Here is a 12,497-nt window from a genome sequence, read left to right as displayed (position 1 = left end):
GCGGGTTTATTCGACCCAGCGCACGCCCGTCAGATCGTTCGCCTGCGTGGGCGCGTTTTCCCACATGCCTTCGATCTTGGCGTTGATGACGCCGACCTTCGCAAGCTGGAACAGGTAGCCGTTGACGAAATCCTCGGCGATCACCTGTTGCGCCTGCTGGTTCAGCTCTGTCCGCATGCCGGGTTCCGAGGTGACCGAAAGCTCTTCGATCAGGGCCTGGAAATCGGCATTGTCGTACTGGAAGTAGTAGTCGGGCCGCGCGTAGATGTTGATGTCCTGCGGTTCGGTATGGCTGACGATGGTCAGGTCGAAATCCTTGCCGCCGAACACCTGCTCAAGCCACTGCGCCCATTCGAGGTTGGTGATCTCTGTCTCGATACCCACCTCGCGCAGTTGGCTCGCGATGATCTCGCCGCCGTTGCGGGCATAGCCGGGGGGCGGCAGCATCATGCGCAGGGTCAGGTCGGTGGCACCCGCTTCTTCCAGCAGAGCCTTGGCCTTTTCCGGGTCGTAGTTCGACATCTCGGTGAGGTCGACATAGTCCGGGTTGTGCGGCGCGAAATGCGTGCCGATGGGCGTGCCGTAGCCGAACATGGCGCCGTCGATGATGTCCTGACGGTTGATCGCGTGGCTGATCGCCTCGCGCACGCGCACGTCGTCGAGCGGCGGCTGCTTGTTGTTCATGGCGAGGATGGTCTCGCCTTCGGTCGAGCCCACGACCACCTCGAACCGCGGATCGCTTTCGAACTGCGACAAAAGCTCGACCGCCGGGAAGTTCGGGAAGGCGTCGATGTCGCCCGCCATCATCGCGGCGAAGGCGGCGTTGCCGTCCGAGATGAACTTGAAGGTCGCGGTCGACAGCGCGACCGGCTCGCCCCAGTAATTCTCGTTGCGCACCAGCGTCACGTGATCGCCCTGCACCCATTCCGAGAAAGTGAAGGGGCCGGTGCCGATCGGGGTCGTCGCCAGTTGTTCCACCGTTTCCGGTGCCACGATCACCGCGTCGCCCCAGGCCATGTTGAACGGGAAGTTGCCGTTGGGTTCGGACAACGTGACCTCGACGGTCAGCGGCCCGGCGGCGGTCACGCTTTCGATGCCCGCGAACAGCGCCTTCTGCGCGTTGGTCGAATCCTCGGCGCGTGCGCGGTCGAGCGAGAAGACCACGTCATCGGCGTTCATCTCGGACCCGTCGTGGAACGTCACGCCTTCGTTGAGGTAGAAGGTATAGACCATCCCGTCTTCGCTCACGTCCCAATCTTTCGCCAGTGCCGGCTGGACCGAGCCGTCGGGCCCGAAGCGCGTGAGACCCTCGAACACGTTGGCATAGACCACCTCATCGATGGCGGCCGCAGCGCCGCCGGTCGGGTCGAGGTTGGGCGGCTCCAGCACCATCCCGATGCTGATGGTGTCTTGTTGGGCGAGTGCGGGCCCCGCGACGAGCGCAAGCGCAGCCGCGGTCAGATGCAGGTGTTTCATGGAATCTCCCTCTTGGTTCTCGTTGGTCTTTTCGCCCATTCAAGGCGAGGCGCCGTCACGTGGCAAGGCACATTCGCCTGATGGTTGACGTAACGTCCATCGGTAAGGCCCCGGAACGGGTTACTTTCCCGTCCAGCTTTTCCACCACCGGGTCACGCGCCCGCGCCGTTCGTCGGCATAAGCATCGACCTTGTCCCATGCGTCCCGCCCGTCCTGCATACGCGGGTCGATGGCGCGTTCGCGGAACTGCCGCCACATCGCGCGGACGAACAGGATCGCGGCGCCCAGCAGAATGAAGAAGATGATGTTGAACCACGGGATCACGGTCACGTTCGGCCCTTCGACGGGCTTGATCGCGATCATGTTGGGATAGATGGTGAAGAACCTGTTGCGCCAGCCGTATTTGGTGATGACCACCCATTGCTCGTTGCCGGGGGATGACACGTTCGCCAGCGCCTCGGCTTGCAAATCGGACGAGTCGAACTTGAAATAGGGCGGCCAGATCCAACCCGTATCCTCGTTGCGGTAGACGAACACCCGCTCGCTGTCGCGCTGGAAGAAGCCGAAGAACCACGTGCGTTTCTTGACCGTGTTGATGAGCCGCACGTCGCGCGTCGGCATATCCGTATTGGCGCTGTCGGTCTGGGCGTAGAACGGACGGTTCAGTGCCGAGAAATCCATGCGGATGATCTCGGTCCCGGTGATCCGGGCCACGTCGTGCCGGGGCAGCACGTAGTAGAGCAGCAGCGCGAAGGCGACGACCAGAATGGTTACGATCGTGTTGCGGACATAGCGCATAGGGGCCTCAATTCGCGTTGGTGATATAGAGAACGGCGCCGACGAAGATCGCGGGCACCACGTAGATGAGCAAAAGCAGCTTGGGCCGGATCGAGTCGTTGTAGTCGATCATGCCTTGGGTGATGAAGGTCTGGCGCGCCATCTTGTCGCCGCCGCCGGGATGGTCTTCATCCCATTCCTTTTCCAGCTTTTCATGCCGGACCGAGCGGGAATACCACGCCACGCACAGGTAGACGACGCTGCACAGCAGGAACAAGACGACGATCAGTCTGAGAAGAGCCATTCGGTTACCTCCTGACGGCGCCCCAAGGGCCAACCAATTCGATTATATCGTCTTTCGGCGTGGGCGAAACCGGCTTGGCGGGCGGTTCCTCCCCCCCGAACAGGGCCTCGCGCGCGCCCGCCTTGTTGGCGGCGTAGTCGCGATACAGGAATTCGGCCACGTATTCCTTCTTGGCGTCCGGCCAGTCGTGATAGGCGGCATAGAACGCCTGCTTGTGGCAGATGAAGAGCTGCCGGATGTCGAGCGGGGCCAGTTCCGACAGCAGCATGTTGATGAGATCGCGGTCCGGGTGATCGGGCCGGGCGCGAAGGGTGTAGAAGTAGCTCGCATCATCGCTGGCGATCCGGGGCCATTTGCCGCCATTCAGCGCCCAGCGGACAAGCTGGTTCAGCTTGAGAAACTCCTCGGGCAGCGACGACCCCATCCGTTGCGCCAGCCGATGCAGCGCCCGGTGGTCCATCCCGTCGATCTCCACCCCTTGCGTGGTGGCCGCATCGACAAGGATGAAATCCATCTTCTGCCGCAGGATCGCTGCGCCATCGACGCCGCGCGCCTTGATGATCGGCTCGACCAGCTCGTTCACCTCAAGGAACGCGGCAATCCCATTCCGGTCGGCAAAGTCGAACGTGTTCTCGATCGGCAGCACGCCCAGCGGCTCTTTCGGCCCGACCGAGATGACAGCCGGTTCCGCCACGTCGCGAAACACGTAAAGCCCGCCGAAATGCGCGGTCCAGAAATTGTCCTGCGTATAGGTCGGGCGGGCAAGGTCGATGGGCTGTCGTGTCACGTCGCCCGTGGTCTTGGCGAGCGTAATCATCTCGGCGATCAGCACGTCGTCGAACCAGGCGTCCTCTTCGCTCTGAAACCGCTCGATCTTGGCTGCCAGATCGCGCGCGTTCTTGACGTGGCTCTGGGTCGTGTCGGCGTTCACGGTGATCGTTCGAATGTCGAGCAGCCGCGCCGCCTCGGACACCTCGAACACCGAATTGTCGAGTTCCCCAGCGACGGCGTCATTGGCGGTGAGCGCGAAAAGCTTGGCCTCGTTTTCCTCGATGAACTGCCGCAGGATGCCCCGCGAGGTCGAGAATTTTGCATTGAGCAGCGGCGCGGTCTTCTGCTCGGTCGTCAGGATGATGAACAGCCGGTTCACGCCGTTGGGGTTGAGGTAGAGGTGGTCGCCTAGTTCCTCGCCCACCTCGTAGGAATACCCCGAAATGTCGATGTGAAACTCGCGCAGCGCGGTGCGCTTGCCGGTGAGGGAGTGCAGCGCGCGGTTGTAGCGTTCGATCAGGGCGGGGGAGTCCACCCGGATCAGGTTGCCGAACATCAGGCCGCGTTGGATGAGGCGTTTCATTTGTTGCACTCCGGTTCGCGTCTGACCCCGCCGGGCCGCGCGCGGCCCGGTGAGCGCCCGAACCGCCCCCCCGGGGCGGGCGCTTTACGCCCACCCCGGCGGCCCGGGCACTCACCTCTGGTCTGCAACACGAATTCCATCACGCCCCCTTCCGCGTCCGCCGGAAGCTCCAGAAGAACGCCGCCACATAGGCCGCGATCACCACGAGCGTTCCGCCGAATGTCACCACCTGAAGCTGCCCGCCGCAGACGCCCAGCGGGTCGACCCCGGCCCAGCCGTAGACCCAGAGCGTCATCACGGCGAGCCGCGCGCCCAGTTGCAGCACGACCAGCGACACGACGATGATGGCGAGGATCACCCATGCGTTCGCCTCGCGCATCTTGCCTGTCGCGCGTCCCACGAACCACGCCGCCACCGCGACCGCGATGGCCAGAACCAGCGTCAGGCCGACGGCATATCCGCAATCCATCATCATCGCGACTTCGCCTCCACATACCGCCGCTTGGCCTCTTCGGTCAGCCCGAACTCGCGCACCATCTTCTCGATGGCAACCTCGTCCGACTTGTCGGCATAGCGGAATTCGCTGTCGGCGTAGCGGTTGATCTCCTGAATGACCATCTCGATGGTGATCGGCTGGCGCAGTTCCTCGATCATTCCCTTCTTCTCGTCGTAGGATTTGAAGAGGAACAGATCCGGCTCCTCCATCCATTCATCAGGCAGTTCAAAGTCCATCGCGCGGACCTTGACGGCATCGGTGATGTTCTTGATCGCGCGCCCCGTGAAGCGATGATCGGCCTCCTGAATCCCCTTCAGATAGGTGCCCAGCTTGGCGATCGTGTCGAGTTTGCCGATGTCCTTTGCAACGCTTTCATAAACCCGGAGCAGCCCGTCCTCATGCGGCTTCGAATGGCTCTCGAAACTCGCCGCGACCGCTTTCTTGATCTCCTGCGCGGCATAGAGGTCATGGCTGCCCAGCGGAATGTCGTGGTTCTTGCCCATGAGCAGCGCGAGGATGTCGATGTAATCCTCCCGCGTCTGCGGCCCGTCGACAAGGAACCGGGCGCCCGCCCGCTGGCGCAGCGCGTCGTCCACATTCTCCGGGTAGTTCGAGAACATCCCGAAGGTGCAGTTCCCGCGCACGACCGTGTTGGCGCCCGCAAAGCTTTCCATCAGCACGGCGGTGATTTCCAACTGCCCCGCACTCGACTGCCGGTCGCCGCGTTTGCCCGCAAGCTGGTCGATGTCGTCGATGGTGCCGAAGCCGATCACGTTCGGGTCGATCACGTTGTTGATGAAGGCCTTGGCGTTCTGCGCCGACTTGCCCTGATAGCTGTCGATGCTTTCGGTGGAAAGGTTCTGATAGCGGAAGGGATACCCCGCCACCTCGCAATAGCCGTGAATGAGGCCCGCCATCATCTGAATGAGCGTGGTCTTGCCCGTGCCCGGCGCACCGTCCCCCATGAAGGTGAAGATGAACCCGCCTAGATCAGCGAAGGGGTTCAGCTTGCGGTCGAAATCATAGGCCATGAGCATCTTCGACAGCTTCATCGCCTGATACTTGGCGATGTGGTTGCCGACCACCTGATGCGGCTTCTTGAATTGCATGGTCAGGGTCGAGCCACGTGCCTTGCGGCTGGCCGCGAAGCCCGAAATCGTGAAATCGTCCGCTTCGATCCGGTAGTTGGCACCCTTGAACGGCTCCAGCCGCGGCGCGGTCTGGGCGCGCAGGGACACCTTTTCCATCAAAGCCTCGGCAAAGGCGGTGACGGTGGCTACAAGGCGCGGCTCGTCGGCGGCGTGGCTCGCGATCTCCTGATCCAGTTCCCAAAGCGCGCCGTGCAGGGCGAGAAGCGCATTGTCCGTCAGCACCTCTTCGACACTGCCGACCTCGACGGACACTTCGCCCGCGTGGGAGGCGAGCAGGAACGAGGTTGCGTTGGCGAAAACGCCCAAAACAGCCAGCGCCTCACCCGCCAGCAACTCCGCGAACTCCACCGACCGTTCGCGCGGAAGGGCGCCGCCAAGGTTCGCCTTCTTCAACTCGGCCAGCCCAGTCTGCTGCGCATAACCCTCACCGACGGCAAGCGCGATGGCGATGGCCCGCCGCAGCGAAAACAGCACCGACGCCTCGACCGGGGACACGAGCGGGTCGTCGCCCCCCACGGCCTCGACCCGCTGGGCCAGATGAACCCCGTTGGGCTTCGCGGTCGAGCGGGTCACCAGCCCCGGCGTGGTCGAGCGGAACCGCCGCGTGCGCGTCACGCCCGGCGAACGCTCCACCGGCGCCTCGGCCCGCGCCTTGCCGATCCTTGGGGCATGTTCGAAACCCTCGAGCATTGCCGCCGCCGCCTCGTAATGCGCGCGGATCTCCTCCTCCGAGAGCTCCATCTGGTCAGCGGGCAGCGACATCCCTTATCCTCTTCTTCGTTTCAAAAAACCTCGGGGGGTCCGGGGGGCAGCGCCCCCCGGCGGGTCGGACAGGGCGCAGCCCGGTCCGAAACCGATCAAGAATAACTCAAAACCTGCCCTCCCGGGCTTACGACGAATTTGCGCACGTCCCGAAACCCCGGCGGGTTCTTTTCGGCCAGCACCTGAAACGGGCGTTGCGGCAGGATCACCGCACGGGTCATGCGGGTGGCGCCGGTGTCGGCACCGCGCCCGGAAAAGGGGTCGAGCGCGAAGATCTGCCGCTCGACGCTACCGAACCAGCCGGATTTCTCGCGCTCCACCCGCTCGCTTTCCAACTCCTCGACGGTCCAGGCCAGCGCCCAATCCTCGCCCTCCGGGGCACGCGCCTCTTCCAGCACCTGACGCAGCGGGCCGGTCTGGCGCGTATAGGCATGGGAATACATCGGGCCGATGTGGATGCGGCGCAGGCGCTTGGGGTGCAGGTCGTCGAAATCGCGGTCGAACCCGCTCGCGATCGTCACGAGCTTCAGGCCGCCGACGGATTGCGCCATGAGGTGTTGCTGGGCCTGCGGCCAGCGGGTCTCGTCTTTGGGCAGGGCGGTGCGCCCCGTGTCCTCGCATTCCATGAGATAGATGGTGGGAAGGTTCAGTCCGCTGTCGTAGACCGCCCAGTGCAACAGGTAGCGCCTGCGCGGCTCGCGCCCGTCCGACAGGTTCCCCATCCAAAGCGAATCCGGGTCCATCTGCGGCCAGAACAGGTCACCCTTGGCCAGTTCCTCATAGTAAAGCCGCTGGCTCATCGCGAATTGCAGCTTGGTCGGGATCGTCTGGCGCCCGACGATCTCTTCGATCATTTCGTCCTTGAGCTTCGCCGTGGACGGCATGTTCTTGAGGTGCTTCATCGCCTGCGCCGCATCCGCCGACATCTGAAGCAGTTCGGCATGGATCGGGAAGCCGCTTTCCTCGCGGTCGAAGGTCAGCTTGCCGGGCGCCATGCCCTGCACCCGACCCGACATATGATACTTGTTGGCAAGCGCCCGGAAGGTGAAGCTGAGGTTCACGATGTAGCGGGCGATGACCGAAACTTCGTCGCGGCTCAGGCTGCCCTCGGCCTCCATCTGCGCGGCGACCCGGCCCAGATGCGTCGTGATGGATTGCCATTTCGAGAAATAGCGCCGCGTGACACTCGTATCTTCGAGGTCGGTGTGGTCGTGGGTCAGGGCGTCTGTCTCAGGCATGATCGCCCTTGGTCTTTTCCCAGCGGCCAAGTCCGAACAGGCGCATCAACCCGACCGTCAGTCCGCCGACGATGAGACCCATGACGATCTTGCCGCCAAGGGTTTCCAGCGGCCCGGCATCCTTGGTCAGAACCGCCAGCCCGGTGCTGATGCCCAGCACCAGCGCCACGACCACGGCCCATTTGACGACCCGCACGACCATATCAGGCCCCGTAAAGGTTCTTGTCGTGTTTCTCGACGATTTCGGCGAACCGGCGGGCGAAGCGTTCGTCCGCCTTGGCCTTGGCTTCCAGCACGTCACGCGCGAACACCATGTGTTCCTCGTGCGCTTCCATCATGTCGGCCATCTTCTGGTTCGTCGCCGTCCCGATCGAGGCCATGGCGGCCTGCGCCTCCTGATCGGTCTTGACCCCGATCTCGTTGATCCGGTGCGCCACGTCCTGTTGCTGGGCGGTCTTCAGCGACTTCGACAGGGCATCGTAGAGCACGACGCGCTGCTTGGTGTCCGTTTGCAGCTTGTTGATGAGCACCAACTGCGTCGCGGCCTGATTTTGCAGGGAGTCGACCCAGGTCTTGCCCTTCTCGATGTAGCGTTCGAGCGTCTGCGAGCGGGCCAGTTTCACCTGCTCCTGCTGCACCATCTCGTTGTATTTCGCGTTCAGGTCGGCAAGTTCGCTTTCGAGTTTGGTCCGTGCGGCGGCGTCCTGTTCCATCGAAATCTTCTGCTCAAGCTCGATGATCTTCGGGTCCAGCGCCTGAATGTCAGCTTTGAGTGTTTCAAGCTCGCCCACCACCATTTCGCGCTCGTCCAGCGTTTCGGTCAGGTTCACTTCGACGCGCGTCTTCTGCTCGTTCAGCATGTCGAGCTGGCTTTGCAGAAGCTGCACGATCACGTCGGATTTCGAGATGAGGTCCTGAAGCTTGTCGTCGATGGACGCCGTTCGCATCCGCTCCTGACGCAGGCTTTCCGAACGGTGTTTCGAGAACACGCCGACGAAGGTTTCCCAGCCGGTCTTGGACCGCATCTCGTCGAAGTCCTTCGAGAACCCGGCGGTCACGTCGTCCAGCCCCATGATGAGTTCGGCGATATTCGCGTTCATCACCTGCGTATGGGCGTGCACGTCATCCAGCGTCGCGTTTTCGATGTCGATGGAGATGTCCGCGCCCGTGTTCAACTTGTCGCGGGCGGTTTCGATCCGGCTGGTCAGCTCGGCGATCTTCGATTGCGCCTCCTGCACCTGGGCCTGGCTTTCCTTGATCTGCGCATCGAGATTTCCGGCCATGACATCCTCAAAGTTAATGGGCGTAACATTATCTGATATGGTGAGCCTACCGCGAATGTGAAGAGGGCGTCACCCCGCAAATCGGGGGCGTGGGCAAAATTAGCGGCAGCGCCGTTTGCGATTGCCCCCCGCCGCCGGCCCGCCTAGCTTTGCGCCATGACCGAGACCCAATCCCCCGTCATCCGTGAAGTCGAAGCCCGGCGCGAGGCGCTCGTCGCCCTGTGTCAGGATCTTATCCGTATCCCCACGTTGAACCCTCCGGGGCGCGACTACCCGGAAATCTGCGAGATGCTGGGCGAGCGGTTGCGCGGCGCAGGCTGGCAGGTCGAACTGATCCGGGCCGAGGGAACGCCGGGCGACAGCGACACATGGCCCCGCTGGAACATGGTGGCCCGCTACGAAGGCGCGCGGCCCGGCGACTGCGTCCACTTCAACTCACATCACGACGTGGTCGAGGTCGGGCATGGCTGGACCGTGCCGCCTTTCGACGGGGTCGTGAAGGACGGTCGCGTGTATGGGCGCGGGGCCTGCGATATGAAAGGCGGGTTGGCCGCCAGCGTGATCGCCGCCGAGGCGTTCATTGCGGCCAATCCTGATTTCGCGGGCGCGGTCGAAATCTCGGCCACGGCGGACGAGGAAACGGGCGGCTACGGCGGCGTCGCTTACCTTGCCGAACGCGGATACTTCGACCCCGAGCGCGTGCAGCATGTCATCATCCCCGAGCCTTTGAACAAGGATCGTATCTGTCTGGGCCACCGTGGCGTCTGGTGGGCCGAGATCGAGACCCACGGGCGCATCGCCCATGGCTCGATGCCGTTTCTGGGCGACAGCGCGATCCGGCATATGGGCGCGGTGCTGGAAGAGATCGAGGCGACGCTTTATCCGCTCCTCGCCTCCAAGCACACGGCGATGCCGGTCGTGCCGGAGGGGGCGCGGCAATCGACGTTGAACATCAACTCGATCCACGGCGGCGAACGCGAGCCGGAAGACGGCTACACCGGTCTGCCCGCACCCTGCGTGGCCGACCGCTGCCGCATCGTGATCGACCGCCGCTTCCTGATCGAAGAGGACATCGACGAGGTGAAAGCCGAGGTCCGTTCGCTGCTGGAAAAGGTCAAAGCCGAACGGCCCGGTTTCGACTATGAGGTGCGCGAGCTCTTTGAAGTGATCCCGTCGATGACGGATGAGGATGCACCTGTCGTGCGCTCGACTGCGGCGGCGATCGAGAAGGTTCTGGGGAAGCGGCCCGATTACGTCGTCAGCCCCGGCACCTATGACCAGAAGCACATCGACCGGATCGGGCGGCTCAAGAACTGCATCGCCTACGGCCCCGGTATCCTCGACCTGGCGCACCAGCCGGACGAATGGGTCGGGATCGACGACATGGTGGACAGCGCGGGCGTCATGGCGCTGGTGCTGGAAGAACTGCTGACCTGATTTCGCGCCAGCACGCTGGCACGACCCGGTTGGGGGGAGGCCAGCCTCCCCCCAAACCCCCCTCCGAGGTATTTTAGGACCGAAGCAGAAGCGGGCTTGGCTTCAGGGTGTAAGCAGGTTCAGGACCGTGAAGATCAGGCCCGAGAGCAGCGCGGCAGCGGGAACGGTGATGATCCAAGCCGCGACGATGGTCATGAAATGCGAGCGGCGGACCAGCTTGCGGCGGCGGCGTTCTTCGGGCGGCAGACGACGCTCGACGCCGCGGCGCTGCGCGTTCTGGCGGTAGCGACGTTCAGCATGCCATTCGCGGAAAAAGCCGACGCCGAAAACGCCGCCGACCGCGATATGGGTCGAGGACACCGGCAGGCCGAGCCACGAGGCGACGATCACGGTGATGGCGGCGGACAGCGCCACGCAGTAGGCGCGCATCGGGTTCAGCTTGGTGATCTGGCTGCCGACCATGCGGATGAGCTTGGGGCCGAACAGGACCAGACCGAAGGAGATGCCGAACGCGCCGATCACCATGACCCATGTCGGAATCGAAACCTTGCCCGCGAATTCGCCCACCTGCTCGGCATGGACGATGGCCGCCAGCGGGCCCACCGCGTTCGCCACATCGTTCGCACCGTGCGCGAAGGACAGGAGGGCCGCGGAAATCACCAGAGGCAGGCCGAACAGAACCTTGAGCGACTTGTTGCGGTTTTCCAGCCCTTCCGATTTGCGCCGGATATAGGGGCGCGAGAGCAGTGTGGTGACCACGGCGGTGACGAGGCCGATCAAAAGCGCCATGGGCAGGTCGATCGCCACGATCCGCTTCAGCCCCTTGACCGCGAGATAGGTCGCGAAGGCCCCGGCCATGATGCCGATCAGCACCGGCACCCAGCGGCGCGCGGCGGCGATCTTGTCGTCGACGTAGATGATGTTGGCCTTGATGAAGGCGAGGAAGGCGGCGGCGACCGCCCCGCCCAGAACCGGCGAAATGACCCAGCTTGCGGCGATGGCACCCATCGAGGGCCAGTTCACCGCCGACAACCCGGCTGCGGCGATGCCCGCACCCATGACCCCGCCGACGACCGAATGGGTGGTCGAGACCGGCGCGCCGACCCATGTGGCGAGGTTCACCCAGAGCGCGGACGAGATCAGCGCGGCCATCATCGCCCAGACGAAAATGCGCAGATCGGCCATCGAAGACGGGTCGACGATGCCCTTGGAAATGGTCGAAACCACGTCGCCGCCCGCCAGAAGCGCGCCCGCGCTTTCGCAGATCGCCGCGATCAGGATTGCGCCACCCATGGTGAGCGCATTGGCCCCGACGGCGGGGCCCATGTTGTTGGCGACGTCGTTGGCACCAATGTTCAGCGCCATGTAGGCCCCGAACCCGGCGGCGACGATGACGATCAGGCTACCTGGCTGGAACCCGAAGAAAAGCGCGGCACCCAGCCCCGCGACGACGATGAAGGCGAGCGACACGCCCAGACCGACCATCGGCCGCGACACGTATTGCGTGCCGCGCTCGAGGGTCGCGATGCGGTCGAGGTCTCTGTCCAGCGTTTTCCACTGGTTACCGCTCTTTTCGGTCATCCGTGCCCCGTTACCTGTCTGTTACACGCCTGTCACAATCGCGCTGCGCGTACCGCACGGAACGGCGAATTGCAACGAAAGCGGTCAGAAACGACGCAGGATATCCTTGAGCCCGTCTTCTTCGACTAGCTCGGCGGCTTCGTCCACGGGAAGCCAGCGACGCTCGCGCTCGCCCGCTTCGGGATAGTCGTCGGACAGGTCGGCCACTTCCACCGGATAGACGACGGTGTCGCAGGGCGTCGGAAGGCCCTCGTCCCGGTCCTTGATGTAGTCGAACGTGCCCAGCGACGTCTCACCCACCGCCTTCGCTTCGACCCCGGCTTCTTCCCAGGCTTCCATGCGGGCGGCTTCGGCGGCACTCATGCCGTCCATCGGCCAGCCTTTGGGCAGAATCCAGCGGCCCGTGCCGCGCGATGTGATGAGAAGTACGTCTTTGCCGCCAACGGTTTTGCGGTAGCAGAGCGCCGCGACCTGGAACTTGTTGGGGCGCTTGATGAGAGGTTTGAACACCTCGTCCCACGCCTTTGAAAAAAGGGTTGCCATCCGAAACCGCCTGTATCGTTTATTTTTACTTGGTGATCCAAACTAGCTGTAAACGCTCCAAAAATCAACTTTGTTCGCGAAATGTGCCGAGAACG

The 12,497-nt window shown here is 63.4% G+C and carries 12 protein-coding genes; 1 reads left to right on the top strand and 11 read right to left on the bottom strand.

Going from position 1 to position 12,497, the window contains the following annotated elements; translation table 11 throughout:
* Nucleotides 1–6 precede the first annotated feature (6 nt).
* From HOY44_RS06120 to HOY44_RS06080, 9 genes are all read right to left on the bottom strand, one after another.
* Nucleotides 7–1,476 (bottom strand): ABC transporter substrate-binding protein, encoded by a 1,470-nt coding sequence (locus tag HOY44_RS06120; protein WP_040885792.1) that lies wholly within the window; start codon nucleotides 1,474–1,476, stop codon nucleotides 7–9.
* 120 nt (nucleotides 1,477–1,596) lie between these two features.
* The gene (locus HOY44_RS06115; protein ID WP_008334103.1) at nucleotides 1,597–2,274 is read right to left on the bottom strand and encodes a DUF1523 family protein; all 678 of its coding nucleotides are present in this window, start codon (nucleotides 2,272–2,274) and stop codon (nucleotides 1,597–1,599) included.
* Nucleotides 2,275–2,281: 7 nt separating this feature from the next.
* Nucleotides 2,282–2,557 carry a hypothetical protein gene (locus HOY44_RS06110; RefSeq protein WP_008334104.1) on the bottom strand — a complete coding sequence of 92 codons (276 nt, stop codon included), beginning with the start codon at nucleotides 2,555–2,557 and terminating at the stop codon, nucleotides 2,282–2,284.
* A 4-nt stretch (nucleotides 2,558–2,561) separates the two neighbouring features.
* The gene (locus tag HOY44_RS06105; RefSeq protein WP_287433669.1) at nucleotides 2,562–3,911 is read right to left on the bottom strand and encodes a DUF6638 family protein; all 1,350 of its coding nucleotides are present in this window, start codon (nucleotides 3,909–3,911) and stop codon (nucleotides 2,562–2,564) included.
* A gap of 139 nt (nucleotides 3,912–4,050) precedes the next feature.
* Nucleotides 4,051–4,386 (bottom strand): hypothetical protein, encoded by a 336-nt coding sequence (locus HOY44_RS06100; RefSeq protein WP_287433667.1) that lies wholly within the window; start codon nucleotides 4,384–4,386, stop codon nucleotides 4,051–4,053.
* A complete protein-coding gene (locus HOY44_RS06095; protein WP_287433665.1) occupies nucleotides 4,383–6,320 on the bottom strand; it encodes an AAA family ATPase in 1,938 nt (645 codons plus the stop codon). Before HOY44_RS06095 ends, HOY44_RS06100 begins: the two co-directional genes overlap by 4 nt.
* A gap of 95 nt (nucleotides 6,321–6,415) precedes the next feature.
* Complete coding sequence (locus HOY44_RS06090; RefSeq protein ID WP_008334108.1) at nucleotides 6,416–7,558, bottom strand: hypothetical protein; 1,143 nt, start codon at nucleotides 7,556–7,558, stop codon at nucleotides 6,416–6,418.
* Nucleotides 7,551–7,760 (bottom strand): hypothetical protein, encoded by a 210-nt coding sequence (locus HOY44_RS06085; RefSeq protein WP_287433664.1) that lies wholly within the window; start codon nucleotides 7,758–7,760, stop codon nucleotides 7,551–7,553. The genes HOY44_RS06090 and HOY44_RS06085 overlap by 8 nt, the downstream gene beginning before the upstream one ends.
* A gap of 1 nt (nucleotide 7,761) precedes the next feature.
* Nucleotides 7,762–8,841 (bottom strand): coiled-coil domain-containing protein, encoded by a 1,080-nt coding sequence (locus tag HOY44_RS06080; protein WP_287433662.1) that lies wholly within the window; start codon nucleotides 8,839–8,841, stop codon nucleotides 7,762–7,764.
* 156 nt (nucleotides 8,842–8,997) lie between these two features.
* On the opposite strand from HOY44_RS06080, the gene HOY44_RS06075 reads away from it, so the two are divergent.
* Complete coding sequence (locus HOY44_RS06075) at nucleotides 8,998–10,278, top strand: acetylornithine deacetylase/succinyl-diaminopimelate desuccinylase family protein (RefSeq protein ID WP_287433660.1); 1,281 nt, start codon at nucleotides 8,998–9,000, stop codon at nucleotides 10,276–10,278.
* Nucleotides 10,279–10,380: 102 nt separating this feature from the next.
* Here the strand turns inward: HOY44_RS06075 and HOY44_RS06070 are convergent, their stop codons facing one another.
* Nucleotides 10,381–11,859 carry an inorganic phosphate transporter gene (locus HOY44_RS06070; protein ID WP_287433658.1) on the bottom strand — a complete coding sequence of 493 codons (1,479 nt, stop codon included), beginning with the start codon at nucleotides 11,857–11,859 and terminating at the stop codon, nucleotides 10,381–10,383.
* Between the two features lie 84 nt (nucleotides 11,860–11,943).
* Nucleotides 11,944–12,402, bottom strand: coding sequence for an NUDIX hydrolase (locus HOY44_RS06065; protein WP_287433657.1), 459 nt, complete (start codon nucleotides 12,400–12,402; stop codon nucleotides 11,944–11,946).
* Nucleotides 12,403–12,497: the final 95 nt, after the last annotated feature.

Source organism: Maritimibacter sp. (genome assembly GCF_016774595.1).
Lineage (GTDB): Bacteria > Pseudomonadota > Alphaproteobacteria > Rhodobacterales > Rhodobacteraceae > Maritimibacter > Maritimibacter alkaliphilus.
This window is presented reverse-complemented; position numbering and strand designations above follow the sequence as displayed.

Coding starts and splice junctions, on each gene's coding strand:
- HOY44_RS06110 (WP_008334104.1), bottom strand. CDS start 2,557: ATGGCTCTTCTCAGACTGATCGTCGTCTTGTTCCTGCTGTGCAGCGTC.
- HOY44_RS06075 (WP_287433660.1), top strand. CDS start 8,998: ATGACCGAGACCCAATCCCCCGTCATCCGTGAAGTCGAAGCCCGGCGC.
- HOY44_RS06085 (WP_287433664.1), bottom strand. CDS start 7,760: ATGGTCGTGCGGGTCGTCAAATGGGCCGTGGTCGTGGCGCTGGTGCTG.
- HOY44_RS06105 (WP_287433669.1), bottom strand. CDS start 3,911: ATGAAACGCCTCATCCAACGCGGCCTGATGTTCGGCAACCTGATCCGG.
- HOY44_RS06065 (WP_287433657.1), bottom strand. CDS start 12,402: ATGGCAACCCTTTTTTCAAAGGCGTGGGACGAGGTGTTCAAACCTCTC.
- HOY44_RS06095 (WP_287433665.1), bottom strand. CDS start 6,320: ATGTCGCTGCCCGCTGACCAGATGGAGCTCTCGGAGGAGGAGATCCGC.
- HOY44_RS06070 (WP_287433658.1), bottom strand. CDS start 11,859: ATGACCGAAAAGAGCGGTAACCAGTGGAAAACGCTGGACAGAGACCTC.
- HOY44_RS06100 (WP_287433667.1), bottom strand. CDS start 4,386: ATGATGATGGATTGCGGATATGCCGTCGGCCTGACGCTGGTTCTGGCC.
- HOY44_RS06090 (WP_008334108.1), bottom strand. CDS start 7,558: ATGCCTGAGACAGACGCCCTGACCCACGACCACACCGACCTCGAAGAT.
- HOY44_RS06115 (WP_008334103.1), bottom strand. CDS start 2,274: ATGCGCTATGTCCGCAACACGATCGTAACCATTCTGGTCGTCGCCTTC.
- HOY44_RS06080 (WP_287433662.1), bottom strand. CDS start 8,841: ATGGCCGGAAATCTCGATGCGCAGATCAAGGAAAGCCAGGCCCAGGTG.
- HOY44_RS06120 (WP_040885792.1), bottom strand. CDS start 1,476: ATGAAACACCTGCATCTGACCGCGGCTGCGCTTGCGCTCGTCGCGGGG.